At 65.6% G+C, this 25,458-nt stretch carries 17 protein-coding genes, 2 tRNA genes and 1 riboswitch; of the genes, 10 read left to right on the top strand and 9 right to left on the bottom strand.

The features are described from left to right. Positions 1-16: 16 nt before the first annotated feature. Genes RPR59_RS07450 through RPR59_RS07440 form a run of 3 tightly spaced genes read right to left on the bottom strand, consistent with a single transcriptional unit; the run spans position 17 to position 4,291 of the window. Positions 17-1,558 carry an efflux transporter outer membrane subunit gene (locus RPR59_RS07450; protein ID WP_313918241.1) on the bottom strand — a complete coding sequence of 514 codons (1,542 nt, stop codon included), beginning with the start codon at positions 1,556-1,558 and terminating at the stop codon, positions 17-19. Continuing rightward, positions 1,558-3,150: a DHA2 family efflux MFS transporter permease subunit gene (locus RPR59_RS07445; protein ID WP_313918239.1), complete on the bottom strand. Its 1,593-nt coding sequence runs from the start codon at positions 3,148-3,150 to the stop codon at positions 1,558-1,560. The genes RPR59_RS07450 and RPR59_RS07445 overlap by 1 nt, the downstream gene beginning before the upstream one ends. Before the next feature lie 4 nt (positions 3,151-3,154). Further along, a complete protein-coding gene (locus tag RPR59_RS07440) occupies positions 3,155-4,291 on the bottom strand; it encodes an HlyD family secretion protein (protein WP_313918237.1) in 1,137 nt (378 codons plus the stop codon). 532 nt (positions 4,292-4,823) lie between these two features. On the opposite strand from RPR59_RS07440, the gene RPR59_RS07435 reads away from it, so the two are divergent. From RPR59_RS07435 to metE, 3 genes are all read left to right on the top strand, one after another. Next, positions 4,824-7,508, top strand: a complete 2,685-nt coding sequence (locus tag RPR59_RS07435; RefSeq protein ID WP_313918235.1) for a TonB-dependent receptor — start codon at positions 4,824-4,826, stop codon at positions 7,506-7,508. An 82-nt stretch (positions 7,509-7,590) separates the two neighbouring features. Beyond that, positions 7,591-9,573 (top strand): tetratricopeptide repeat-containing sulfotransferase family protein, encoded by a 1,983-nt coding sequence (locus RPR59_RS07430; protein ID WP_313918233.1) that lies wholly within the window; start codon positions 7,591-7,593, stop codon positions 9,571-9,573. 91 nt (positions 9,574-9,664) lie between these two features. Continuing rightward, a riboswitch (cobalamin riboswitch) is annotated at positions 9,665-9,867 on the top strand. A 111-nt stretch (positions 9,868-9,978) separates the two neighbouring features. Then, entirely contained in the window at positions 9,979-12,258 is a 2,280-nt protein-coding gene (metE, locus tag RPR59_RS07425; protein WP_313918231.1) for a 5-methyltetrahydropteroyltriglutamate--homocysteine S-methyltransferase, read from the top strand. A 176-nt stretch (positions 12,259-12,434) separates the two neighbouring features. On the opposite strand, the gene RPR59_RS07420 is transcribed toward metE, so the two are convergent. Continuing rightward, positions 12,435-12,511: transfer RNA gene (locus tag RPR59_RS07420), tRNA-Pro, on the bottom strand. 107 nt (positions 12,512-12,618) lie between these two features. Between RPR59_RS07420 and RPR59_RS07415 the strand changes: the two genes are divergently transcribed. After that, positions 12,619-13,134, top strand: a complete 516-nt coding sequence (locus tag RPR59_RS07415) for a hypothetical protein (RefSeq protein ID WP_313918230.1) — start codon at positions 12,619-12,621, stop codon at positions 13,132-13,134. A gap of 17 nt (positions 13,135-13,151) precedes the next feature. Here RPR59_RS07415 and RPR59_RS07410 read toward each other — a convergent pair. The 3 genes from RPR59_RS07410 to RPR59_RS07400 form a co-directional block, all read right to left on the bottom strand. Continuing rightward, a tRNA-Ile gene (locus tag RPR59_RS07410) sits at positions 13,152-13,228 on the bottom strand. Between the two features lie 58 nt (positions 13,229-13,286). Then, positions 13,287-14,303 carry a polysaccharide deacetylase family protein gene (locus RPR59_RS07405; RefSeq protein WP_313918227.1) on the bottom strand — a complete coding sequence of 339 codons (1,017 nt, stop codon included), beginning with the start codon at positions 14,301-14,303 and terminating at the stop codon, positions 13,287-13,289. 4 nt (positions 14,304-14,307) lie between these two features. Then, complete coding sequence (locus tag RPR59_RS07400; RefSeq protein WP_313918225.1) at positions 14,308-16,056, bottom strand: histidine kinase dimerization/phospho-acceptor domain-containing protein; 1,749 nt, start codon at positions 16,054-16,056, stop codon at positions 14,308-14,310. A 186-nt stretch (positions 16,057-16,242) separates the two neighbouring features. On the opposite strand from RPR59_RS07400, the gene RPR59_RS07395 reads away from it, so the two are divergent. Further along, positions 16,243-16,707, top strand: a complete 465-nt coding sequence (locus RPR59_RS07395; protein WP_313918223.1) for an Lrp/AsnC family transcriptional regulator — start codon at positions 16,243-16,245, stop codon at positions 16,705-16,707. 91 nt (positions 16,708-16,798) lie between these two features. Here the strand turns inward: RPR59_RS07395 and RPR59_RS07390 are convergent, their stop codons facing one another. Then, complete coding sequence (locus RPR59_RS07390) at positions 16,799-18,148, bottom strand: tetratricopeptide repeat protein (RefSeq protein WP_313918221.1); 1,350 nt, start codon at positions 18,146-18,148, stop codon at positions 16,799-16,801. 180 nt (positions 18,149-18,328) lie between these two features. Between RPR59_RS07390 and yaaA the strand changes: the two genes are divergently transcribed. From yaaA to RPR59_RS07370, 4 genes are all read left to right on the top strand, one after another. Continuing rightward, positions 18,329-19,087 carry a peroxide stress protein YaaA gene (yaaA, locus tag RPR59_RS07385; protein ID WP_313918218.1) on the top strand — a complete coding sequence of 253 codons (759 nt, stop codon included), beginning with the start codon at positions 18,329-18,331 and terminating at the stop codon, positions 19,085-19,087. Next, entirely contained in the window at positions 19,084-19,782 is a 699-nt protein-coding gene (locus tag RPR59_RS07380) for an SDR family NAD(P)-dependent oxidoreductase (RefSeq protein ID WP_313918216.1), read from the top strand. The genes yaaA and RPR59_RS07380 overlap by 4 nt, the downstream gene beginning before the upstream one ends. Positions 19,783-19,891: 109 nt before the next feature. Next, complete coding sequence (gene gyrA / locus RPR59_RS07375) at positions 19,892-22,699, top strand: DNA gyrase subunit A (RefSeq protein WP_313918214.1); 2,808 nt, start codon at positions 19,892-19,894, stop codon at positions 22,697-22,699. Beyond that, positions 22,696-23,040 carry a DUF952 domain-containing protein gene (locus tag RPR59_RS07370; protein ID WP_313918212.1) on the top strand — a complete coding sequence of 115 codons (345 nt, stop codon included), beginning with the start codon at positions 22,696-22,698 and terminating at the stop codon, positions 23,038-23,040. Before gyrA ends, RPR59_RS07370 begins: the two co-directional genes overlap by 4 nt. A gap of 326 nt (positions 23,041-23,366) precedes the next feature. On the opposite strand, the gene RPR59_RS07365 is transcribed toward RPR59_RS07370, so the two are convergent. Beyond that, entirely contained in the window at positions 23,367-24,017 is a 651-nt protein-coding gene (locus tag RPR59_RS07365) for a lysoplasmalogenase family protein (protein WP_313918210.1), read from the bottom strand. Positions 24,018-24,103: 86 nt separating this feature from the next. Here RPR59_RS07365 and trmFO point away from each other — a divergent pair, with 86 nt between their 5' ends. Continuing rightward, positions 24,104-25,456 carry a methylenetetrahydrofolate--tRNA-(uracil(54)-C(5))-methyltransferase (FADH(2)-oxidizing) TrmFO gene (gene trmFO, locus RPR59_RS07360; protein WP_313918208.1) on the top strand — a complete coding sequence of 451 codons (1,353 nt, stop codon included), beginning with the start codon at positions 24,104-24,106 and terminating at the stop codon, positions 25,454-25,456. Positions 25,457-25,458: the final 2 nt, after the last annotated feature.

Raw genomic sequence — 25,458 nt, 5'->3', positions numbered from 1 at the left:
TGCGAAGGCGCGCCTCCTACGAGGGTTGATCCGGCGCGTCAAGCGGTGTGCGCTGCATCCCGTCCAGGCGATCCAGCGTCGCCTCGCTCCAGCCGCCGCCCAGCGCCTTGTAAAGCGATGCGAGTGCCTGTTTCAGCGCGCCGTCGCTCTGCGCGAGCTGGTTGCGCTGCTCTAGCACCGATGCCTGCGCCTGCAACACGGCCGAGATGTCGGCCAGGCCCGCCCGCTGCCGCGCCGCCGCCGCGTGTTCGGCGCGCTCGGCGTTCGCAAGCGATTCCGTCAGCCGCTGCCGCCGGCGCTGTTCGCCTGCGACGCGGGCGAGCGCATCCTCGACATCCTTCAGCGCGGTCAGGACCGTCTGCTGGTAGGCGATATAGGCCTGTTCCCGGTCCTCCTCGCGCAGGCGGACCTGACCGCGGCCCCGCCCGAAATCGAGGATCGGGAACACCGCCTGTCCGGCCGCCCGCGTCTGCAGGCTGTCGCTTTCCAGCAGCGAGGACAGGCTCGTCGAGATGAGTTGCGCCGCGCCGGTAAGGCTGAACTTGGGATAGAGGTCCGCCACCGCCACGCCGATATCGGCGGTCGCAGCGGCAAGCCGGCGCTCGGCCGCGCGAACGTCCGGTCGCCGCCGGAGCAATTCCGACGGCAGGCCCGGCGGCACCACCGGCGGTGTCGCGGCGGTCGGATTGGGCGCCGACAGGGTGTCGATCAGCGCGCCGGGCGGCTTGCCGAGCAACAGCGCAAGCGCGTGCATCTGGATGCGCTCCTGCACCAGCACCGGCTCGATCGCCGCCTCGGTCGCGGACAAGGCGGCGCGCTGGCGGATCGGATCGGTCTCGGGCGTCAGGCCGACCGCCGCGCGGTGCTGCTGCAACGCCGACAGGCGCCGCTGCCGGGCGGCCTCGTCCCGCAGGATCGCCTCGCGGTGCTGGAGCGTGCGCAATTGCAGATAGCTGTCGGCCACCTCCGCGGCCAGGGTCACGCTGGCGTCACGGGAATTCCAGCGCGCCGCGTCCAGCCGCGCCCGTGCCGCCTCGGCCGATCGCTTTACGCCGCCGAACAGGTCGAGTTCCCAGCTCGCGTCGAAACCGGCGGAATAGGTGGTGATCCCGCCACCGGGCAGCGCGATGCCGCCACCGTCGCCCCCCTCGCCGCCGAACAACTGCGCCAGGGACGAAAACCCTGCATTCTTGGAAAAGTCCATCCGCGTGGCGCCGGCATTCGCATTGACCTGCGGAAGAAACTGCGCCCGCGCCAGCGCCGCCGCATAGCGCGCGCGCCGAATGCGCGACGCCGCCATGCGCATGTCGAGCCCTTCGGACAGGGCGGTGGCGACCAGGTCGTTCAGTTGCGGATCGTCGAAACTTCGCCACCACCGCTCCAGATCGACGTCGCGCGCCGAGGCGCCCGGCCGCGCCGCCTCGCTGAAATGCGGGGGCACCGCGACGTCCGGGGCATGATAGTCGGGGCCCACCGTACAGGCGGCGAGGGCCGAGCCGAACGCCGTCAGCGCGACAGCCGGTCGCAGCGATGAAAAGCGGTGGTACGGATATGGCATCAATGGGCTCCGGCCGGCGCCTTCGCGCCGCGCTTGCTTTTCAGGAACAAGGCCACGGGGCTGACCACGAAGACGAAGAGCATGAACGTATGGAACGTATCCAGAAAGGACAGCATCGCCGCTTGTTGCTGCACGATCTGATAGAGTACGGCCATGCGCGCCTCCATGCTTTCGCCCACCATCGCGGCGGCTCGGTTCATCCATTCCACATAGTTCGGATTGAGCGGATTCAGACCCTCGACCAGGCGGGACTGTTCGACCTGACGATAATTGGCCAGCAATGTCTGGGCCGCGGAGATTCCCACCGTTCCGCCCAGGTTCCGCGACACGTTCAACAGGCTCGACGCCTGCGCCGTCGCGCGTTGCGGCAAGCCGACATAGGCCGCGGCGTTGATCGGTACGAACAGGAAGGGCAGCGCCACCGATTGGTACATGCGGGCGACGGCGGCATCCATGAACGCGATATGGCTGTTCAGCAGTGACAGGTTGTACAGCGCCAGTCCCTGCACGATCAGTGCGGGAAAGAGCAGCATCCGCACGTCCACCTTGTCGGTCAGGCGCCCCGCGATCGGAACGGCCAGCAGCGTGGCGATGCCGCCGACGGTGAGCGCGAGACCGGCGTCCGTCGCGCTATATCCCAGCACCTGTTGCAGCATCTGCGGAATGAGCTGCGTCGTGCCGAACAGAATCATGCCGGTCGTGAACATGATCAGGTTGGTGATGGCGAAGTTCCGGTTCCGGAACAGCTTGATGTCGACAATGGGATCCTTGTGCCGCCATTCCCACGCAACCAGCCCGACCAGCGCGACCGCCGAAACCAACGCCGTCGTCAGGATGAAACTGCTGTCGAACCAGGCCTCGCGCTCGCCACGGTCCAGCGTGAGTTCCAGAAAGCCGAGCCCGGCGGCGACGAGGGCGAAGCCGATATAGTCGATGCGGATGCCGCGCCGGTGCCGCGCCTTGCGCTCGTCGATCAGGATTTGTGGTTCGTCGACGAACAACTGTGTCAGCACCAACGAAGCGATCCCGACCGGTACGTTGATCAGGAAGATCCAGTGCCAGCTCGCCGTATCGGTGATGAAGCCGCCCAGCGTCGGTCCCAGCACCGGCCCGACCACCACGACGATGGCGAAGGTCGCGAATGCCATGCCGCGTTTTTCCGGGGGAAAGGTATCCGCGAGCATCGACTGTTCGACCGGCGCCAACCCGCCGCCGCCGATACCCTGCAATATCCGCGCGATGACCAGGAACTGCAGGTTCGGCGCGATGCCGCACAGAAAGGATGCGATCGTGAACAGCGCGACGGAAATCATGAAATAGCGCTTTCGGCCGATCACGTCGGACAACCAGCCGGAGATCGGAATGATGATCGCGTTGGCGACGAGATAGCTGGTCAGCACCCACGTCGCCTGGTCCAGCGTGATCGACAGGCCGCCGGCGATCTCGTTGAGCGACACGTTCGCGATCGATGTGTCGAGCACTTCCATGAAGGTCGGCAGGCTGATGATCGCGACGATCGCCCACGGGTTGTTGCGCCCCGCGACCGAGCGTTCCGAATTCCATGCGTGCGACGGGGCGGCGGCGCTCGCCATCGGATCAGCGCACCTTCACCGTCGGGACCGCGGACATACCGGGGCCGATGGGATATTTGCGCCAGTCGGCACCGCCCGCTTCGCGATCGAATTCGATGCGCACGGGCACGCGTTGCACCACCTTTACGAAATTGCCGGTGGCGTTTTGCGGTGGGAGCAGGGCGAATGCCTGGCCCGCGCCGCGCTGAATCGAATCGACATGGCCGTGGAAGTGAAGCTCGGGAAAGGCATCGACCTTGATGTCGACGGGGTCGCCCCGCTTCATCTCGGTGATCTGCGTTTCCTTGAAATTGGCGGTAATCCAGACGTGATCGGGCACGATCGCCATGAGCTGGGTTTGCGGTGACACGGTGCTGCCCGTCGTAACCGACCGATTGACGACCTGCCCGGCAATCGGCGCGGATACCGTCAGGTCGCTGACGGTGTCCCGGGCCTGGGTCACCTGGGCCTGGGCCGCCTTTCGCTGCGCGCGGGCCGCGTCTAGCGCGCGCTCCGCCACGACCACCTGAGCCCTGGCCGTTGCGATCTGCTGCTGTGCGGCTTCGGCCTGTGCAGCCGTCGAGCGCGCCTGCGCCCTGGCCGCATCGAGCTGGGTCGCGGCCACCGCATTGTCGTCTATGGCCTCCAGATCCCGATAGCGGGCGAGATCGCGCGCCGCATTGGCCGCTTCGGCTCGTGGGGCGGCCGCGTTGGCGCGGGCCTGTTCAACCTGGGCGCGGGCGGCGACGAGGCTACCCTGCGCCCGTTTCACCGCGGCGTCCGCCTCGGCAAGACCCGCCCTGGCCTGTTGCAACTTCGCCAGCGGCGTGGTCGGCTCGATCTTCGCGAGCAGTTGGCCCGCCTTCACGTGCCGGTTGTCGGCATCCGCGACCCAGGTCAGCCGCCCCGATATCTGCGGCTGCAGGCGAAGGATATGGGCATCGACGAACGCGTTGTCGGTGGACTCGTATTTGCGCGAGTGAAGATAATAGAGAATGGCACCGACGATCACGACCGCGATGATCGCACCGCCGATGATCCAGAATAACGGCCGCTTGTAGATCGGCGGCTTGTCCGGCTTCTGCTCCGAAGACTCATCGTCGCGGCCCGAATCCGGCTGCGCATCCCGGTTTTCGTTGTCCCGATCGTCCTCGGCGCTCATCCCTTTGCGGCTCCCTGTTGCCCACTCGCCACCAAATCGGACGAGGTGGATAGCGTTCCAATTACTGGACGCAACCGTTCTGCATCCAGTTAGGCGAGGCCGCGCTGCTCCGCAAGCGCTCTGCGCCAATCGGCTATTCGGCCGGTTGCAACGCATTGCTGCGGCGCAACATTTTCTTTTCCGGCGTGGCCGCTGGGCGGGTCGCGGGCGCAGCCCCCATGATCGAGAACATGGATCGCCCATCGCAATCACACGGTGGGAATTCGTACAACTGCCAAGTAGTTTCTTCCGCTGGTGCCGAAATCCGCCATGCGCAGGATAATTGTTGCACAAAAACAACAAGCGATCGGATAATTGTCGCGATTTGCAAAGCTCGCCTTGTGTAAGCGCCGTGCTCTGATAGCAAGCGCCCCCTCATCTCATTGTTGTGGACCTGCTCGCGACTTGACTGTTCTGCGATGGACCACTTCTCGCTGCGCTTTGCGCAGCATTGAACCCGTATTCGTCACGCCAAACAAACCGGATAGACAGAATGAATCGACTTACCACGACCGTATCCGCAACCGCGCTGCTGGCCGCGATCGCCACGCCAGCGGCCGCACAGACCAGCAACGACGCGCAGCAAGGCGACCAGCAGGCGGGCACCGCCCGTCAGCCGGCGGCTCAGCAGCGTACCGGCGGCATCCAGGAAATCACCGTCACCGCGACGAAGCGCAGTGAAAACCTGCAGGACGTGCCGGTCGCGGTGCAGGCGCTGGGCGGGGAGGAACTCGGTCAGCTCGGCGTTTCCAATTTCCAGGATTACCTGACCCAGCTTCCCAACGTGACCGCCGGCGGCGGCGGACCGGGGCAGAACACCATCTATATCCGTGGGCTCGCCTCGACCACGCCGAACCTGACGACCGCCGGCGTCGCGGGCCTGGCGCCCAACGTCGCGGTATATCTCGACGAGCAGCCGCTGACCCAGCCGGGCCGCAATCTTGACGTCTATGCCGCCGATCTCGACCGGATCGAGGTGCTTTCGGGGCCGCAGGGCACATTGTTCGGCGCCAGCTCGCAGGCCGGCGTGGTGCGCCTGATCACCAATAAGCCGGTCAACAGCTTCGAGGCTTATGCGAAGGGCGAGACGTCCTTCACCAAGGGTGGCGACGAAAGCTACAAGGCGGAGTTCATGCTGAACGTGCCCGTCACCGACAAGCTGGCGGTGCGCGGCGTGGTCTATCTCGACCATCAGGGCGGCTATATCGACAATGTGCACGGCACCCGCACCCTGCGCGACAGCGCGCGGTTCCGCCCGGCCGGCACGGAACGCTATAACGGCGTGCCGGTAAGCGACGTTCGTGCCGGATTCCAGTCCGATCCGGATTCGCTCGCCTATATCGACAACGACGTGAACTTCCTGGCGGCGGACAATGCGCGGCTTGTCGAGGACGATTTCAACACCGCACAATATTCGGGCTTTCGCGCGTCCGCGCGCTACGAATTCAATTCCGACTGGCGCGTGACCGTGGCCCATACCCGTCAGGGGCTGGACACCGACGGCGTTTTCTTCGCCGACCCCGAACTCGGCCTGGATGACCCGTCGATCCAGCGCTATTCGGACGATTACATGAAGGACGACTTCTCGAACACGGCCTGGACGGTCGAGGGTCGCCTGGCCGCGCTCGATCTGGTTTACACCGGCGCTTATACGGATCGCGAAACGCATCAGAATGTCGGCTATTCCGACTATCTGTTCGTGGGCCAGTACATTCCCTATTATATGTGCGACACGGCCGTCACCTATCCCGGCTATGTCGCGCCGGGCGATCAGCCGGCCAACCCGACGTGCTACGAGCCGGACCTTGCCGTAACGTCGGACACCGATACCAGCGTGTTCACGCAGGAATTCCGCTTCAACACGCCGGAAGAGGAGCGTATCCGCTTCACCGGCGGCGGCTTCTATTCGAACACCGTTCTGAAGGAGCGCAACGACTATTATTACGCCGATGACCGGGCGGTCGGCCTGGACGGCGAGACGCCGGGCTTTTCCGACATCTATCCGTTCACCAATACCGAGGTGACGGGCACGACCGGAAATGCCTATCCCGGCTATTACAGCGATCCCGGCCCGCTTCCCACCGATGTAGGTTTCCGCAACGACGTCAAGCGCACCGACGAGCAGTTCGGCCTGTTCGGGGAAGCGTCGTTCGACATCATTCCCGACACGCTGACCATTACCGGCGGCGCGCGTTACTATAACGTCTCCGTCGATCTGGAAGGTGCGGCCACGTCGGCCTTCTGCAAACGCAACTCGCCCGTATTCGGCGCCAATGTCGGCGTGCCAGTGGACGAGCAGACCAACATTCCGGGCTGCGGCGGCACCAATCTTTCGCAGAAATACGGGCCCGACAATCCCGACGGCAACCCCGACAAGGCGAAGACCGAGGGCGTGATCTTCAAGGGTACGCTGACCTATACGCCGACCAGCGATCTGCTGTTCTACGCCACCTATTCGGAAGGGTTCCGGCCCGGCCTGCTCAACCGTCCGGGCGGCGCGAACGGCCCCGGCGACTATGTCGTGCCGTATGCGCTCGACACCGACAATGTGCAGAATTACGAGATCGGCTGGAAGACGAGCCTGTTCGACCGGCAGGTGCGCCTGAACGGCAGCGCATTCTATGTCGATGTCTCCGACCTGCAGACGACGATCTTCGATCCCAGCATCACCAACCTGTTCTTCTCGGACAATGCGGCCGATGCGGAGATCAAGGGCGTCGAGGGGGATTTCGCCTATGCCCCCTATGCGGTGCCGGGCCTGACCCTGGCGGGTGCCTTCTCGTTCCTCGATACCAAGATCACCAAGGTGCTGACCCCGACCAACGATGTGAAGAAGGGCGAGCCGCTCGCCTTCGCACCGGAATTCCAGGGCAATCTGCGGATTCGCTACGAATGGGATCTGGGCGATACCGGCCTGCGCGCGCACGTCATGCCGCAGGTGAAGCATTCGGCGTCGAAATACACCGACATCATCGAGATCAACAAACTGAAGCTCCACAGCTACACTACGTTCAGCCTGACCGCCGGCGTCGAGAAGGACCATTGGTCTGCCGAGCTGTTCGGGGAAAATCTCAGCGACGAACGCGCCGAGATCTCGGGCAATTTCTACTTCGATCGCCCGCGCGTGACCATCAACCGTCCGCTGACGGTCGGTATCCGCGTCGGATACACCTACTAAGCGCATCCGCGCTTCGATCAGGAGCGGCGGGCGGCCTTCGGGCCTTGCCCGCCGCTTTGTATTTGGGCACGAGGCAAGGCCGATGGCTGAGGAAACGGAAAAGGCTCAGGCGCTGGACGCCGCGCGCCAGGCCCTGCGCGCCGGCCGCCACGCCGATGCGCTGGCGGGTGCCGAGGCGGTGCTCGGTCGGGCGCCGGACGATGTCGACACGCTCTATGTCGCAGCCGTCGCGGCGCGCTTCGCGGGCCGGCAGAAGGATGCGCGCGCATTTCAGGACCGGCTGCTGACGATCGCGCCCGATTATGGGCGGGCCTGGCAGGAGCGCGGGCATCTCGCGCGCGATACCGGCGACAGCGACGCCGCCATCGCCGCCTATCGCCGCGCCTGCCGCTATAATCCGGCGCTGCACGCGAGTTGGAAGTGGCAGGCCGACCTGCTCGCCGCGCGCGGGCGGCACGGCGAAGCAGCGGCCGCGCGGGCACAGGCCGACAGGCTTTCATCGCTGCCGCGCGATCTGGTCGCCGTCACCAACATGATCCACGAAGGTCGCGTGCTGAAGGCCGAAGCCTTGTGCCGACGGTTCCTCCAGGCCCATCCCCATCATGTCGAGGCGATGCGCCTGCTCGCCGACATCGGCAGCCGGCTGGGTGTGCTCGACGATGCCGATTTCCTGCTGGAAAGCGCGGTCGCGTTCGAACCCGACAATGTCCAGCTTCGCCTCGACTGGATCCGGCTTCTCAGGAAACGGCAAAAATTCGCCGCTGCACTCGCCCAGGCGGAAGCGCTGTACGAGCGCGATCCCGACAACCCGCTGTTCCAGTCGCAACTCGCGATCGAGGCGATGCAGACCGGCGATTATGAGCGCGCCTTCGCCCTATTCGACCGGGTGCTGGCGAAGCTTCCGAACGACCCGGCCACGCTGACTTCCAGGGGCCATGCGCTCAAGACGCGCGGAGAGCATGACGCGGCGGTCGCCTCGTACCGCGCCGCAACGGCGGCGATACCGGGACATGGTGACGCCTGGTATTCGCTGGCCAATCTCAAGACCTATCGCTTCACCGATGCCGAGATCGCGCAGATGCACGATCAGGTCGGTCGCGCCGATCTGGGCTTCATGGACCGCGTGAACCTGTCCTTCGCGCTGGGCAAGGCACATGAAGACCGGCGCGAATATGACGAATCCTTCCGCTTCTATGCGCAGGGCAACGATCTGAAACGCCGCCAATCGCGCTATGACGCCGATGCCATGTCGGCGGAGCTGGCGCTGCAGCGCGAATTCTGCACGCCGGACCTGTTCGCAGCAAAGGCGGGCATGGGCGATCCCGCCCCCGATCCGATCTTCGTGCTCGGGCTGCCGCGGGCCGGGTCGACGCTGATCGAGCAGATCCTCGCCTCGCACAGCCAGGTCGATGGCACGATGGAGCTGCCCGACATCCTGTCGCTGGCGCACCGGCTGCGCGGGCGGATGAAGGGCGGCGGACAGGGCCACTATCCCGCCAATCTAGCCGGACTGTCGGCCGAACAGCTTCGCGAAATGGGCGAACAGTTCATCGAGAACACCCGCATCCACCGCGGCGGCGCGCCCTTCTTCATCGACAAGATGCCGAACAATTTCCGGCATATCGGTCTCATCCACCTGATCCTGCCCAATGCGAAGATCATCGACGCCAGGCGGGCGCCGATGGATTGCTGTTTTTCCGGGTTCAAGCAGTTGTTCGCGGAAGGCCAGGAATTCACCTACGGCCTGTACGAAATCGGCCGGTATTACCGCGACTATGTCGCGCTGATGGACCATTGGGACCGGGTCCTGCCGGGCAGGGTTCTCCGCGTCGTCCATGAGGACGTATTGGACGATCTGGAAGGCCAGGTGCGGCGGATGCTCGATTTCGTCGGGCTTCCCTTCGAGCGGGCCTGCCTGGAATTCCATAAGACCGACCGCGCCGTCAGGACCGCCAGTTCCGAACAGGTGCGCCGGCCGATCAACAAGAGCGGCGTGGGAAGCTGGAAACCGTTCGAGCCGTGGCTGGATCCGCTGAAGAAGGCGCTGGGCCCGCTGGCGCCGTAAGCCGGCGTATCCCATGACCGTTGCCGGGCACCCTCACCCGAAGATATAAAGAAATCTTTATATGACGCTTGACGCAGGCCACCGCACTACGCGATATTGCGGTGGTCGAGGTTCTCCGGTCGGCATGGCCACACCGGAGCTAAGACGGGAAGCCGGTGCAAATCCGGCGCTGCCCCCGCAACTGTAAGCGGCGAGCGGCGGTCCATCCATGTCACTGGGGCGCAAAGCCTCGGGAAGACGGACCGTCCGCTATGACCCGCGAGCCAGGAGACCTGCCTTCGACGCCATAACGTCCACCGGCGGGGTGCCCGGTCTGGTCTCCTGACAGTCGTGGCCGGCCCGCTTCCGGTCACGCGTGACGGTGTCCGGCTATCGCCCCCGCCTTCATCTTCGGGGTTGAAGAATATGACCGTCACCACCGCCACCCTCGGCTTTCCACGCATCGGGCCGCGCCGCGAGCTGAAATTCGCACTCGAAAAATTCTGGTCGGGAAAATCGGACGAGACAGAATTGCTCGGGGCCGCAGCCGGCCTCAGAACCGCGTCCTGGGCGCGACAGAATGCACTCGGCGTCGACTGGCTGCCGTCGGGCGATTTCTCGCTGTACGACCATATGCTCGACATGAGCGCGATGCTTGGCGCGATTCCCGATCGCTACGGCGTCCCGCACGGCACCGCCGACCTTTCGACCTATTTCGCGATGGCGCGCGGCACCGGCGGCGCGGACAGCGTCACCGCCTGCGAAATGACCAAGTGGTTCGATACCAACTACCACTATATCGTTCCCGAACTCCATGCCGGACAGCATCTTGCGCTCGGCCGGCTGGGCGTTGTCGATGCCTATCGCGAGGCGAAGGCACAGGGGTTCGAAACCCGGCCCGTCATCGTCGGTCCGATCACCTGGCTCAGCCTGGCCAAGGGGCATGGCATCGACCCGTTCGATTATCTCGAGGAGGTGCTCGGTCTTTATCGCGTGATCCTCGGTCATCTTGGGCAGGCCGGCGCCGAATGGGTGCAGATCGACGAGCCGATCCTCGTCACCGACCTCGACGACCGCCAGCGCAGCGCCCTCACCCGCGCCTATGCCAAGCTTGCGCGCTCGGGGCCGAAACTGATGCTGACCACCTATTTCGGCGGATTGGGCGACAATCTGTCCTTCGCCGCGTCGCTGCCGGTGTCGGGGCTGCACATCGATTGCGTCCGCGCGCCCGAACAGCTCGACCGGCTGGTCAGGATCGCGCCCAAGTCACTGCTGCTCTCGCTCGGCGTGATCGACGGCCGCAATGTCTGGCGCGCGGATCTCGCGGCGCTGCTCGACCGGCTGGAACCGATCGCGGCGTTGCGGGACATCGTTGTCGCGCCGTCCTGTTCGCTGCTCCACGTGCCGGTCGATCTCGACCTGGAGCAAAAGCTCGATGACGAGGTGAAACAGTGGCTCGCCTTTGCCGCGCAGAAGGTCGCCGAACTGACCACGCTCAAGACCGCGCTCAACGAAGGCCGCGATGCGGTGGCGAAAGACCTTGCCGCGTCGACCGAGGCATCGGTCTCGCGCAAGCGGTCGCAGCGCATCCACGACAGCGCGGTCGCAGCCCGCGTCCACCAGGCAACGCCCGACATGCGCCAGCGCAAGTCCGGGCATGACGAACGTACGCGCGCGCAGGCCGAGGCGCTCAACCTGCCGCTCTTTCCAACGACGACGATCGGCTCCTTCCCGCAGACGCGTGAGGTGCGCAAGGCACGCGCTTCATACAACCGGGGCGAAATGGATGCTGCCGGCTATGACGCCTTCCTGCGCGCCGAAACCGAACGCGCGATCCGCTGGCAGGAGGAGGTCGGGCTCGACATGCTCGTCCATGGCGAGTTCGAGCGCAACGACATGGTCCAGTATTTCGGCGAGAAGCTGTCGGGTTTCGCCTTCACCACGGGCGGTTGGGTACAATCCTACGGTTCGCGTTGCGTGCGCCCGCCGATCCTGTTCGGCGACGTCTCGCGGCCAGAGCCGATGACGGTGGACTGGTGGCATTATGCCCAGGGCCTGACGGACAGGCCGGTGAAGGGAATGCTCACCGGTCCCGTCACGATCCTCAACTGGAGCTTCGTGCGCGACGATCAGCCGCGCGAGGACAGTTGCCGCCAGATCGCGCTCGCCATCCGCGACGAGGTGCGGGATCTGGAAGCCGCCGGTTGCAAGGCGATCCAGATCGACGAGGCGGCGCTTCGTGAGGGCCTGCCGCTCAGGCGCGATGCGTGGCGGCATTATCTCGACTGGGCGGTCGACTGTTTCCGACTCGCCGCTTCGGGGGTCGAGGACCGGACGCAGATTCACACGCATATGTGCTATTCGGAATTCAACGACATTCTCGCCGATATCGGCGCGATGGATGCCGATGTGATCTCGATCGAAACGGCGCGGTCGCAGATGGAGTTGCTCGAAGGCTTCGCCCGCTACGAATATCCGGCGGCGATCGGGCCGGGTGTCTATGACATCCATACGCCGCGTGTGCCCGGTGAGGACGAGATGGTTCACCTGATCCGCCTCGCGCAGCGCCATCTGCGGCCCGAGCAGCTCTGGGTAAATCCCGATTGCGGACTCAAGACGCGCAGATGGGAGGAGGTACGCCCGTCGATCGATGCGATGGTCGCGGCGGCGCGTACCCTGCGGGCCGAAGGGACGGCACGGGTCTGACGCATCACGGCAAGGGCCTGAAACGGCGTCGCCGGATTGATCGACACGATTTTTTCCCGGCGACGCCAATCATCACGGCACGCCGTTCGGCGGCACGGCGACAGACAGCGTCGTGTTTTCGAGCATATGGCGGAGCACGCCGGTATCGATCATCGAATATAAGCAGAAATATCTGTTGGTCGGGGAGACAGGATTCGAACCTGCGACCCTCTGCTCCCAAAGCAGATGCGCTACCAGGCTGCGCTACTCCCCGACCGTCGCGCTGCTACACGCTCACCGCGCGCGGAGCAACGTCATCGTGACAGCGCGGTTCGCATCGTTATGCTGCCCCCTTCCGTAAACCGAAGGGGGAGGACCATCATGCAACGCTCCATTACCGCGATCGCCGGCCTGGCGCTGCTCGCCGGCTGCAACAGTTCGGGCGCGGACCAGCAGGCCGCGGCCGCGAAGCCGGAAAAGCCGGATTGCACATCAGTCGACGTGCAGCCGACCTATAACGGCTTTTCGTCCGCCGCCATCGCCGATCTCGCCGACAAGCGGGTGCAGATGATGCAGGCCGGCGGAAGCGACGCCGCCGCCTGGGACGAGGGGGCGAAGACCTTCGCGACCTATTTCCTCGACCAGATCGGGATGAAGCCCGATGCGCTGTGTCCCGGCAACTATAAGGCGATTCAGACGCTGATGGGCGCGGAGATGGACTTCGAATCGCGCGCGCCGGACAAGGCGGTCCTGCCCGAGGATAAGACCGCCGATTATATCCGCATTCTCTACAGCACCGCCGGCCTCAGCGAGGATCGCGGCGAGGATGCGCTCGATACCAAGGTCCAGCAGACCATGGAGGGCGTCGCCCGCACCCGGGAAAGCTGGAACAAATAGGCAGACCGCAGCGGCGCTGGTGGGCCCGGCAGGACTCGAACCCGCAACCTAGCCGTTATGAGCGGCCAGCTCTAACCGATTGAGCTACAGGCCCCCAGCGCCAGCAGCGGCGATAGCCGAGCGGAGCCCCGCCCCGCAAGCCGGAACGGCGCTCAACCCGCCGCGTCGATCGCTTCGATCAGTTCCGCCTCATTTGTCGAGCGATAGCCGAGCCGCGCGAGTTCGGCGAGCACCCCGTCCCACCAGCCATGGAAGCGCGCCAGATCGGCCGGGTCGCGCACATAGGGCGTGAAACCCGGAACGAGCGACGGCGAATGGAAGCTGAAATTCAAGAGGCGGATGCCCTCGCCCGCGGCAATGCGGATGGCTTCGGTCGCCTCGGCCAGCGGCATGTCCTCCGGCGTCAGCGCCACGCGCGACAACAAGCGGGCGCGCGCGAAGGCGCCCCTGCCCTTCGGCACCGGTCCCAGCATCGGATAGAGCGCCGGCCCCAGCGCACGCAGCATCCCTGTGAAAATCGTCGTAAGCGGCAGTTCGACGATGCCGTCCCGCCGGAACGCACGGTTGCCGATCCGTGCAAAGCCCGGCCCGCCGGCGGCGCGATAATCGTATCGTGCGCGCATCGAGCTGTCGATGCGGTAGCCGCGATGCGCCAGCCCCGCCAGCGTCTCAGGACCGATGCCATAGCGTCCGGCGCGATAGATGCGCGGCCGCCGACCGAAATTCGTCGTGATCGCCTCGCTCAGCAAATCCAGCTTCGCCATCTCCAGCGCCGGGCGAAGATTGCCGGGATAGCTGTTGTGGTGATCGACGGTTTCCTGGAACGGCGGGTTCACCCAGGGGTGAAGCTGCGCCCCTACCGAAGCCCCGGCCTCGACAAGCGGTCCGATCGCGTCGATCGCCTGCCGCGCGGTCGCAATCGGGTGATCGACCAGATAGGCCGGGGCCGCGCCGCCGTCGCGCAATCGGCGGTGCGCATCCGGCAACGCCGCGACGGCGGTGGTTTCCCGCGCGTTCCGGTCGAAAGGGCGGGACCAGTCGAATTCCTCTTCGGTGTCGATGAACAGGCAGAAGCGGCTGCCGAATGCTTCCGGCCATCGCAGGAACTCGGCCTTGGCCGGCGGCGAAATCTCGCCTGCCGTTCGCGCGGGCGTTGCCGTCCCCCGCATCCGGTCAGTTCTTCTGCGCCTCGTCCACCCTGCGATCCTCCGCGCTCGGCAGTTGCAAAGTCAAGCAGCGATCGCCGAACGACAGGTTGCCGCCGAGTTCACGCGCCAGATTGCGCGCCAGGCGCAATGCGAAATCGATGCCGAGCAGGGCATGGTCGTCGCAATATTCCTCGTCCACCGCGTCGGCCTGGCCTGGATAGCCGCGCAGGCTCGACGGGCGGTCGAACGTGATGAGGATCCGGTCGTCCTCGGCATGCGCCTCGATGGCGATCGCCTCGTTGCTGGCCGACGCGACGAGGGTGGCCAGCAGGCGCGCGAAAAGGCGCTCGATCGCCTGCGAATCCCCCGCGACACGGTAATCCGCGTCGGGTAGTGCGATCCGCGCCGATCGCATGACGGCCAGCGGCTCCAGATCGGTGACGATCCGGATCAGAAGCGGCGTGAGCGACACCTGTTCCGCCGCCAATTCCAGCGACTGCACCTCGATCCGCGCGGCGAGGTCGAGATCCTCGATGACCCCCAGCAATTCCCGCGCATCGGTCAGGATGTCCCGCGCCATGCGGCGATAGGGTTCGGCCACGGCGCCGAACAGTTGCTGCTCGATCATCTCGGCAAAGCCGGTGATGGCGCCCGCGGGCGTGCGGAGTTCGTGCACGAGTTGGCGCAGCGACTGCGCCGCGGCGACGTCCTTGCGCGGCGTTTCCGCCCGCTCGTCGCGGCGCGGCCGCCGGCCGCTGCCGCGATAGCCCGTGAACCGGCCGTTATGCGGATCGAAGGCCGGCGTCGCGGAGATCAGCCAGTCACCGGCACAGGCCGCCCGCCCCTCGATCACCAGGCGCGCATTGGCGAAGGGCGACCGGCTGCGAAACGCGCCCGCGGCCGCCGCATCGACCCGCGACATTCCCGACGGGCCCGCAAGCGCCAGCGACAGCCCCACCAGCGTCGACGGCTCGATCCCGTCAACGGCATAGACGACGCCCGCGGCATCGCAGGCGAAGGTGAACCGTTCGGGATCCGCGACATCTGCGTCGGGCGACGGCGGGGCCTGCGTCGCGCCGGCTTCGCGCCGCTGCTGATAGGCCTGGATCCGGGCCATAACTTCGGGAATGGTAAACGGCCCATGTTCCGGCCCGCCGCGCCCCGCGACTCTTGCCGGACCGGCGGCGGCATCGCCACCCTGTCGCCGTGCTTCGGCGACGATGGGGAGGTCGGAGGTGATCGCGCCGACCGAAGCGAAGGAGGCGGTGCGCTCCGGCGCCGGCGGCGCAACCGTCGCGGAATCGGTGGCTCCTGTCGCCGCGCCGCCTGCCTGCGTCGCTTCCCGTGCGTCGTCGAGCACGAAGTCGGCTGAGCCGAAACTGTCCAGGGCACGACGCACCGCGCTCGACAGGTCCTTCCGCCCGCGCAGGATCGCGCGTCCCACCGATGGCAGTTGCGGCAGCAACTGGCGCCACTCGGCGTCGCTCAACCGCGCATGGTGCAACACCGGACCCGCCACGGCGGGATTGTCGGTCGCGAGAATCGCCACCAGCGATGCCGGCGGATCGGCCAATTCCAGCGCCCGTGCGCTCGCCGCGCGCACCGGCAGCGGCACCGAATCGCGCAAGGCGGTCAGCCGGGAAAGCGCCTCATCCGTCGGCGCGGCCTTGCGCCGACCAATCAGGTCGACCAATTGCAGCCACAGCGACTGCCGCCCCGGATTGGTGGAAGCATCGCCTGCCAGAACCGTTTCCAGGCTGTCGTCGAACCGCAAAGATGGGACCTCGCTCCGGCACGACCATCCGCGCCACATGCTTGTCCTACCGCGTCCCCGCGGCTTGGGAAACCGCGATTTTGGGCACGTCGCATTGTGGGACAATTGCGTTTGCAAGCAATTAAATTATGCTATGGCCCGGAAATGAAGAAGGAAAGCATTGCGGCGGCTATGGGGGAACAGAAAATGGCGTTTGACCGGATCGACCGGCAGATCATGGCGCTCCTGCAGGAGGACGGCCGTATGACCAACGTCGAACTGGCGGAACGGGTGGGACTTACGGCGCCGCCATGCCTGCGGCGTGTCCGCGCGCTGGAGGAAGAGGGCGCGATCCACGGTTACCATGCCCAGCTCGACCCGCTCGCACTCGGTTACACCATCACCGTATTCGCGCTGGTCAGCCTGCGCAGCCAGGCGGAAAGCGATCTCGACGCCTTCGAGGACCATGTCGCCGAAATTCCCGAAGTCCGCGAATGTCACATGCTGAATGGTGAAATCGATTTCATCCTCAAGATCGTGGCGGCGGACCTGAAAAGCTTTCAGGAACTGCTGACCACCCGCCTCACCACCGCGCCGAACGTCACCAGCGTGAAGACGTCGCTCACCATCCGCACCTCGAAGCAACTTCCTGGTATCCCGGTCCGCGACTGACGCGATCGGGCGCGCACGACCCCGCAAAAAAGGGCGGGAAGCGACATCGCCGCTTCCCGCCCCGTTTCGCACGGCCGAGCGTGCAGATAGATCAGTTGCCGGTGGGCTGGGTCGCCGCCGTGGTGCCCGTCGTTGCCGAAGCACCCGCCATCGTGCCGGCGCCCGCCGCCGCGCCCGACCGGTTATCGAGCCAAAGCTCCCACAGATCGGCGATGTCGCCGCGCACGCCGGTGCCGTTCACCTTGGCAAAGGCCTGTTCCGCCTGCGCCGTCTGTCCGGCCTTGGCATAGGCGATGCCCAGGCGCGTGTTGATCACATCGGCTTCGACGCCGCCCTTCTGCAATGCGGTATTGTAGAGTTCAACCGCCGTGGCGGGCTGACCGTCGGCCAGATAGGCATCGGCCGTCTGCGCGGCCAGGTTGCCCTTGGCGGAAGCCATGGCTTCCTTCCTGAGCGCATCCAGCGACTTGTCGTTCTTCACCGCGCCCTTGGCCTCGGTATATAGCTGGTTCAACGCCGACGAACTGGACGAGATCTTGCCGTCGGCGCGGCCCTGATCGATCACCGCGATCGTTTCATAGGGCAGTCCCATCCGGTTGGTCAGATCGGCATATTCGGTATAGTCGCTGTCACCGGCCAGCGCGTCGCTCGCCCGCATCAGGCGGAAGAAGTCGAGCCGCGCCGGCTTGTCCAGCCCGCCGGCCGACGGCGAGATGGCGTCGCGATAGACGACAAGGCCCTGGCGCCAGTTCTCCGCGGTCGGATACGCATCGATCCAGCGCATCAGCCATTTCGTCGCGGCAGCCATGTCCTTGGCCTTATAGGCCTGCGACCAGCCGAACTTGTACTGCGATTCGGGCACTTCCTTGCCGGCGGCCTTCTCCGCGGCGATCGCCTCGTCCAACGATTGCAGCCCGGGCTGGATCTGGCCGCTGTCGATCTGCGCGCGCGCCAGCATCAGGGGCATTTCCGGGTTGGAATAGCCGAGCTGTTTCGACTTGTTGAGATAGGTGATCGCGGCCGCGTTGTCGTCCTCGTTGAGGGCGATCTGCGCGCGATAGAAATTGTATTTCGCGCGGTCGGCCTGCTGGACGCGGTCGCTGGCCAGCAGCGCGTCGAGCGCGGTCTTCATCATCGCTTCGTCATTTTCCCGCGCGGCGAGTGGGAGCTGAAGCGAAGCGAGGAAATATTTCTCGTCCGGTGTCTTGGCGAGCGACGCGGCGGTCTGAATCTGTGTCTTGGCCGTGGCGGTATCGCCTGACTGCAGCGCCGTCTGCGCGGCTACGGCAGCCTCACGGAACTCCTTGCCGACCTGCAGCGGAGCCTCTTTCTGTTCGTCTTTGTCCTGTTTGACGGCGGCGTCGGCCGGGGTCGCGATGACCGGCAACGCCATACCGGTCGCAAGCGCAACGGCCAGTGCGGCCTTGGAAGCGAATTTCATGGGGAAAACTCTCCTTGTTCAAGGGTGCGGTCGCAGCCTCGGCGCACGAATAGTCGGCGCTCGGCGGCCATTCAAGACGCACCAGGACGACCTGTTTACCAATTCCGGTCTGAACGCGATTTGAACGCCTTCGTTGCATTTTGACGCATGAGCGCTGCTGTGCTTAGGCCTGCGACCACCATGATCGTCACCCTTTCTCCTGCCAAGACGCTCGATTACAGCAGCGCCCTGCCCGATATCGCGCCGACCCGGCCGCGCTTCCGCGAAGATGCGGACAAGCTCGCTGCCGCTGCCGCCAGGCTGGGAGCGAAGAAGCTCGGCGGCCTGATGAAGATTTCGGACAAGCTGGCGAAGCTGAATGCCGAACGTTTCCGCGAATTCGCCGACGCGCCGGAGCGCCCCGCCCTGTTCGCCTTTGCCGGCGATGTCTATACCGGGTTGGAGGTGGCGACGCTCGACGCGCCGGCGATCGACTTCGCACAGGATCACGTCCGCATCCTGTCCGGCCTGTACGGCCTGCTGCGTCCGCACGACGAAATCCGGCCCTATCGCCTGGAAATGGGCACCCGCTGGGCGCCGGGCCGGGTGAAGGACATCTATCATTATTGGGACGATAGGATCGCAAACGCGCTGGCGGACGACGTTCGCGCGGAAGGATCGGACACGGTCCTCAATCTCGCCAGCAACGAATATTGGCACGCGGTGAAAGGCCGGCTGCCGGCCGGCATTCGCGTGGTCGACGTGGATTTCCGCGAACCCGGCCCGGACGGGCCGCGCATCGTCAGCTTCCATGCCAAGAAGGCGCGCGGCATGATGGCGCGCTGGCTTTGCGAACACCGCGTGCGCGACGTGGAAGCGATGAAGCAATTCGACAGCGCCGGCTATCGCTACGACGCCGGGACCAGCACCGACGATCATTGGCAATTCCTGCGCGCATGACCGGGTCGGCCGTCATCATTGGCGCTTCGGGCGGTATCGGCCGCGCCTTCGTCGCAGCGCTGGAGGAGGAAGGCGCCTTCGCGAAAATCTGGCAATTCGCCCGTTCCTTCGGCGGCGACCGGCATCTCGACCTGGGCGACGAGGCGAGCATTGCCGCCGCCGCGCAGCGCGTGGCATCGGGACCGGCCCCCATGCTCGTCATCGTCGCCACCGGTATCCTGCACGACGACGTGCACGGGCCGGAGCGTGCGCTGAAAGACCTCGACGCCGGATGGCTGGCTCGGCAATTCGCCGTCAACGCCATCGGTCCGGCGCTCGTCGCCAAACATTTCCTGCCCCTGCTGCCGCGCGACGGCGCGCCCGTCTTCGCCGCGCTCTCCGCCCGGATCGGCAGCATTTCCGACAATGGGATGGGCGGCTGGTACGGCTACCGCGCATCCAAGGCGGCGCTCAACATGCTGATCCGCTCCGCGGCGATCGAGGCGAAGCGCGCGAACAATCGCTCGATCGTCGTCGGCCTCCATCCCGGCACGGTGGACACGCCGCTGTCCGAACCGTTCCAGGCCAATGTCGCGCCCGGCAAGCTGTTCGAACCGGATCGCGCGGCCCTCCAGCTCCTCGACGTCATCGACGGCCTGAAGCCGCAGGATTCGGGCAGGCTGTTCGCGTGGGACGGCGAGGAAATCGCCCCCTGAGCACCACGGCTCACGCGCGCACGCGCGTACATACGCGCGCGTGACAATTGCAGCCGAAGGCGTTAGACCGGCCTCATCTTCTGAACCCATTACCTGAAAGCGTGAAATCTTGACCGACGAGACCGTGCTCGCCGACCCATCGGACATTTCCCCCGTCAGCATCGTCGACGAGATGAAGGCGAGCTATCTCGATTATGCCATGTCGGTGATCGTCAGCCGCGCGCTACCGGATGTCCGCGACGGCCTGAAGCCCGTCCACCGCCGCATCCTCTATTCGGCGAGCGAGAACGGCTTTTATTACAACCGGCCCTATCGCAAGTCGGCGCGCATCGTCGGTGACGTGATCGGTAAATACCACCCGCACGGCGACACCGCGATCTACGACGCGCTCGCGCGCATGACGCAGGACTGGTCGATGCGCGTGCCGCTGATCGACGGCCAGGGCAATTTCGGATCGATGGACCCCGATCCGCCGGCGGCGATGCGCTACACCGAAGCGCGCCTCGCGAAATCGGCGAACGAGCTGCTGACCGATCTCGACAAGGACACGGTCGATTTCCAGGACAATTACGACAGTTCGGAAACCGAGCCGCAGGTGCTGCCGGCGCGCTTTCCCAACCTGCTCGTCAATGGCGCCGGCGGCATCGCGGTCGGCATGGCGACCAACGTTCCGCCGCACAATCTGGGCGAGGTGATGAATGCCTGCCTGGCGATCGTCGACGCCAAGACCGGCGGCGAAGTGGTGACCGACGAGGCGTTGCTGGAAATCGTCCCCGGCCCGGACTTCCCCACCGGCGCGATGATGCTGGGCCGGTCGGGCGCGCGTTCGGCCTATATGACCGGCCGCGGCTCTGTGATGCTGCGCTCGCGCTATGATGTGGAAGCGCGCGGCGACCGGCGTTCGATCGTCCTTACCGAGATCCCGTACCAGGTCGGCAAGGCCGGTCTGGTCGAAAAGATCGCCGACGCCGCCAAGGAAAAGCGGATCGAGGGCGTCGCCGACATTCGCGACGAATCGAACCGCGAAGGCGTGCGCATCGTCATCGAGCTGAAGCGCGACGCCACGCCCGAGGTCGTCCTCAACCAGCTCTGGCGCCACACGCCGGCGCAGTCGAGCTTCGCCGCCAACATGCTGGCGATCCGCGGCGGCCGCCCCGAACTGCTCAACCTGCGCGAAATCCTCGAAGCGTTCATCGACTTCCGTGAACAGGTCATCACCCGCCGCTCGAAGTTCGAACTCGCCAAGGCCCGCGACCGCGCCCATGTGTTGCTCGGCCTTGTCATCGCCGTCACCAATCTCGACGAGGTGGTGAAGATCATCCGCGGTTCGGCGTCGCCGGCGGACGCCCGCGCCGCGCTGCTCGCGCGCGAATGGCCGGTCGCGGAAATCGCCGGCTATATCCGCCTGGTCGAAGCGGTCGAGCATGAGGTCGAGGGCGACACCTATACGCTGTCCGAAACACAGGTCCGCGCGATTCTCGACCTGCGCCTGCACCGCCTGACCGCGCTCGGCCGCGACGAGATCGGCGACGAACTCGCCAAACTCGCCGAATCGATCACCGAACTGCTCGAAATCCTCGGCAACCGCGCCAAGCTCTATGAAGTCATGCGCGGCGAGCTGGTCGCCGTGCGCGACGAATTCGCCACCCCGCGCAGGACCGAGATCACCGCCGCCGCCGACGGCATCGAGGACGAGGACCTGATCGAGCGCGAGGACATGGTCGTCACCGTGACCATGCAGGGCTATATCAAACGCACCCCGCTCGCGACCTTCCGCGCGCAGAAGCGCGGCGGCAAGGGGCGCGCGGGGATGCAGACCAAAGACGAGGACGCGATCACCAACCTGTTCGTCACCTCGACGCACACGCCGGTGCTGTTCTTCTCCACGGCCGGCAAGGTCTATCGCAAGAAGGTCTGGCGCCTTCCCGAAGGTGGCCCCGCAACCCGGGGGCGGCCGATGGTGAACCTGTTGCCGCTCGAAAAGGACGAAACCATCTCGACGGTCCTCTCGCTGCCCGAGGACGAGGCCGAATGGGCGAACCTGCACGTCATGTTCGCCACTGCGGGCGGAACCGTGCGCCGCAATTCGATGGATGCGTTCACCAACGTGCCCTCGAACGGAAAGATCGCGATGCGGTTCGACGACGACAGCGACGACCGGCTGATCAGCGTCAAGCTGCTGACTGAAACCGACGACGTGCTGCTCGCCACGCGCGACGGCAAGGCGATCCGCTTCGCCGCCACCGATGTCCGCGAATTCCAGAGCCGCACCGCGACCGGCGTGCGCGGCATCCGGTTGCTCGGCGACGATCAGGTCATTTCGATGTCGGTGCTGCGCGGCTTCGCATCCTCGACCGAGGAGCGCGACGCCTATCTGCGCGCCGCGCCGTGGAAGGAGGGCGAGCGCGAGGTCACGCTGTCGCCAGAGCGCATGGCCGAATTCGAGCGCGACGAGGAATTCATCCTCACCGTCACCGCCAACGGCTTCGGCAAGCGCACCAGCGCCTATGAATATCGCCGCACCGGCCGCGGCGGACAGGGCATCACCAACATCGTGATGTCGGATCGCAACGGCCCCGTGGTCGCCAGCTTCCCGGCGCATAACGGCGAACAGCTCATGCTCGTGACCGACCAGGCGAAGCTCATCCGCACCACCGTCGGCGACATCCGCATCGCCGGCCGCAACACCCAGGGCGTCACCATCTTCCGCGTCGCCGAGAACGAGCATGTCGTCTCCGCCGCACGCATCGATGAGGAAGAGGAACCCGAGAACGAGGCCGAGGAACTGGTTGCGCAGGAGCGGGCCGGACAGGCACCTTCGGACGATCAAGACGATTCGATTCGGGTGGACGACGGCACGGGGCCGGAAACACTTGACGAGCGCGTCGACGAATCTGGCTCAGAGGAGGAGGAATGACCCCGGACGCGGCCTATAAGGTCCTGACCGACGAACAGATGCAGGCGCTGGAGGCCGACCGCTTCGAAGGCGCCGAGGTCGATCGGCGGGACGGCTTCATCCACCTGTCCACCGCCGATCAGCTCACCGAGACGGTCGACAGGCATTTCGCCGACCAGACCGACCTTTGGATCGCTGAGGTCGATCTAGAAATATTGGGCAAGCAGGTCCGCTGGGAGGAATCACGCGGCGGCGACCGCTTTCCGCATCTCTACGGCAAGCTGCGGCTCGACACGATCATCGCCTACAGCCCGCTGGAACGCGACGAGGACGGCCGCGTGAAATTACCGGTCGCCGGCTGACACCGGCACCGCCGGAGCAAGATGCACGCCGCCGAGGAATGCGGGGCTGACCCGCATCAAATTCGGTCTGCGCGGACGGATTCCGGCCTAGCAACCCCCCGATCCCACGATTCCATCTCCTTCCCCCTCCCTTTCGAGGGAGGGGATCAAGGGGTGGGTCCAGCAAAGCCGAGGCTCGATGCCTCGGCTTTGCTTGATCGGGACGCAAAGGTTCGCTTCGCTCGCCCCCGCCCCTGCAAGGGAGCGGAGCAGGCGGCCAAGCCCTCAGCAAGAAACAACAGGAACCGAACGCCCCCCTGAGGGACAAAAGAACGAAGGCCGCCGCCTCAGCGTCCGGCGAAGATTGGAAAGGGTGCGCGACGTACCGCCCGGATGCCCCACACCATCAACGCGACGCCGCCGAAATGGAGCGGCCAGACCAGCAGCGTCGGCACGACGGTCTCGCCCAGCGGCCCGGCACGCGCGAAGATCAGCAGGTCGGACGCCACGAACAATATCGCGCCGACGCCCGTTCGATAGCGGGGAAAGCGGCTCAGCCACGCCGTCGCCGCCATGACACCAAGTACGCCGGCATAAATGCCTGCCGCCATTTCGCTGCCGGTACGCCACACCAGCGCGACGGCGATCACCACCGTCAGCGGCCCCAGCAGGCGGCCGAGAAGCCTCTGGCTCCCGCTCGGCCGCGCGCGGCCATTGCGCAGGAAGAGCGCGATCGCGAACAGATGGCCGATCAGGAATGCGATGGCGCCGATCGCCAGTCCGACCACGTCGAGCAGCACGTCGCCGGTCGCATAAAAGACGAGCATCAGCGCCAGCAGGCCGTCATCGACCGTCCGCGCCCGCGCCGTCGCCCAGGCCGCGAGCAGGCCGACGCCCGCCCCTTTCCACACCGTGACCCAGGGTCCGGCCCAGCCGAACCACGCCGCCAGGCAATAGCTCGCGCCCGCAATCAATCCGGCGCCCCACAGAATCCGCATCGCTCCCCCTGTCCTACATGGCCGGCAATCCCTATCATTGACGGCGGCGGCAACAAATGATCGGAGCCGCGCAACTTTCAACAAGAATGATCGCGAATTTTGTGAACGTAAGCCAATCCCAGCCGAATCACGACATCCACATCATTGGCGGCGGCCTTGCCGGGTCCGAAGCCGCGTGGCAGCTCGCCCAGGCCGGCAAGCGCGTGCGCCTGTCGGAAATGCGCGGGAGCGGCGAGATGACGCCGGCGCACCACACCGATCGTCTCGCCGAACTCGTCTGCTCCAACAGCTTCCGCTCCGACGATGCGGAAAGCAACGCCGTCGGGCTGCTTCATGCCGAGATGCGCAGCCTGGATTCGCTCATCATGGCGATGGGCGACAAGCACAAGGTTCCCGCCGGTTCCGCGCTCGCGGTCGATCGCGACGGCTTTGCGGCGGGCGTGACCGAAGCGCTGGAGAACCATCCCAACATCACGCTCGTGCGGGAAAAGATAGAGACGCTCCCGCCCGAGGGGCTCACCATCGTCGCCACCGGCCCTCTCACCGCCCCCGGTCTCGCCGAAGCGATCGGCGGTGCGACCGGCGCGGAAAGCCTCGCCTTCTTCGACGCCATTGCGCCCATCGTCTATCGGGAAAGCATCGATTTCGACATGGCCTGGTTCCAGTCGCGCTGGAACAAAGGTGAAGGCAAGGACTACATCAACTGCCCGCTCGACAAGGACCAGTATGTCGCCTTCGTGCAAGGGCTGATCGACGGCGAAAAGACCGAGTTCAAGGACTGGGAGAAGGACACCCCCTATTTCGACGGCTGCATGCCGATCGAGGTCATGGCCGAACGCGGGATCGATACGCTGCGCCACGGGCCGATGAAGCCGGTCGGGCTCGACGATCCGCGCACCGGGCGCTGGCCCTATGCCGCCGTGCAGCTTCGCCAGGATAACGCCAGCGGCACGCTCTGGAACATCGTCGGTTTCCAGACCAAGCTGAAATATGGCGCGCAGGTGGCGCTGTTCCGCACCATTCCGGGGCTGGAGAATGCCGAATTCGCGCGGCTAGGCGGGCTGCACCGCAATACCTTCATCCGCTCGCCCGAATTGCTCGATTCGACGCTGAGGCTCAAGGCGCGCCCGAACATCCGCTTCGCCGGGCAAATCACCGGCTGCGAGGGCTATATCGAAAGCGCCGCGATCGGCCTCATCGCCGGCCGCTTCGCCGCGGCGGAGCATGACGGTGCGCTGATGATGCCGCCGCCGCCCGAGACCGCGCTGGGTGCACTCCTCGGTCATATCACCGGCGGTGCGGTAGCCGAAACCTATCAGCCGATGAACGTCAATTTCGGCCTGTTCCCGCCCATCACCCAGCGAGCGAAAAAGGCGGAGCGCAAGAAACTCTACACCGCCCGCGCCCGCGAAGCGCTGGGCGACTGGCTCGCGGCCTGACA

It is taken from the genome of Stakelama saccharophila (assembly GCF_032229225.1).
Lineage (GTDB): Bacteria > Pseudomonadota > Alphaproteobacteria > Sphingomonadales > Sphingomonadaceae > Sphingomonas > Sphingomonas saccharophila.
The sequence above is the reverse complement of the archived record's forward strand: the minus strand, read 5'-3'. Positions and strand labels throughout refer to the sequence as shown.